1 protein-coding gene is annotated in these 1,364 nt (G+C 66.9%); it reads right to left on the reverse strand.

Annotated features, from left to right (window positions below):
- The coding region (gene dnaE, locus I73_RS22305) for a DNA polymerase III subunit alpha (RefSeq protein ID WP_022982645.1) at positions 1-1,364 on the reverse strand (1,364 nt) is incomplete at both ends.

Consider the following 1,364-nt stretch of genomic DNA (forward strand, 5'->3'; position numbering starts at 1 on the left):
CGCCCAGGCTGTAGCCGCCCAGCACCTGGGCGGTCTGCATCACCTGTTCCTGGTAGACCATGATGCCGTAGGTCTTCGACAGCACCGGTTCGACCAGCGGGTGCGGATACTCCACCACCTCCTTGCCGTGCTTGCGCGCCACGAAGGACGGGATCAGGTCCATCGGGCCCGGGCGGTACAGCGCGTTCAGGGCGATCAGGTCCTCCAGCCGGCTGGGCATTGCGTCGCGCAGCATGCCCTGCATGCCGCGGGATTCGAACTGGAACACCGCCTCGGTCAGGCCATCGGAGAAGAGCTTGTAGACCGCCTTGTCGTCCAGCGGGATCTTCTCGAAGGCGAAGTCCTTCTGGTCGGGGTAGCGGGTGGTGATGAACTCCTTGGCCAGCTCCAGGATGGTCAGCGTGGCCAGGCCCAGAAAGTCGAACTTCACCAGGCCGATCTGCTCGACGTCGTCCTTGTCGAACTGGCTGACCGCCGAGTCGCTGCCCGGTTGCTGGTAGAGCGGGCAGAAGTCGGTGATCTTGCCCGGGGCGATCAGCACGCCCCCGGCGTGCATGCCGATGTTGCGCACCAGGCCCTCGACCCGCTCGGCCAGGCTGAGCAGGGCCGCCACCTCTTCCTCGGCGGCCTCGCGCTGCTCCAGTTCGGGCGCCTCCAGGCGGGCGTAGACCAGCTTGGGATTGGGCTTCTCCGGCACCTTGGCCAGCGTCACATGCTTGCCCGGCGGCGCGGGGATCAGCTTGGCGATGGAATCCACATGGCCGAAGCCCATGCCCAGCACCCGGCCCACGTCGCGCAGCGCGGCCTTGGCGGCCATGGTGCCGAAGGTGGCGATCTGACTCACGGCCTCGCGGCCGTAGCGCTCCTTCACGTACTCGATCACCCGGTCGCGGTTGCTCTGGCAGAAGTCCACGTCGAAGTCGGGCATGGACACCCGCTCCGGGTTGAGGAAGCGCTCGAACAGCAGGTTGTACTTCAGCGGGTCCAGGTCGGTGATGGACAGCACATAGGCCACCAGCGAGCCCGCACCGGAGCCCCGGCCCGGGCCCACCGGGCAGCCGTTGGCCTTGGCCCACTTGATGAAGTCCGACACGATGAGGAAGTAGCCGGGGAAGCCCATCTTCAGGATGGTGCCCAGCTCGAACTCCAGACGTTCCACGTAGCGCGGGCGCTCGGCCTCGCGCTCGGTGGCGTCCGGGAAGAGCAGCTGCAGCCGCTGTTCCAGCCCGTCATAGGATTCCTGCCGCAGGAAGTCGTCGATGGGCATGCGGCTGCCATCGGACTGCAGTGGCGTCGGGAAGTCCGGCAGGAAGTTCTTGCCCAGCACCAGGGTGAGGTTGCAGCGCGCGGCAATGCGCACGCTG

The sequence above is a fragment of the Ideonella sp. B508-1 genome (genome assembly GCF_000333615.1).
Classification (GTDB): domain Bacteria; phylum Pseudomonadota; class Gammaproteobacteria; order Burkholderiales; family Burkholderiaceae_C; genus Ideonella.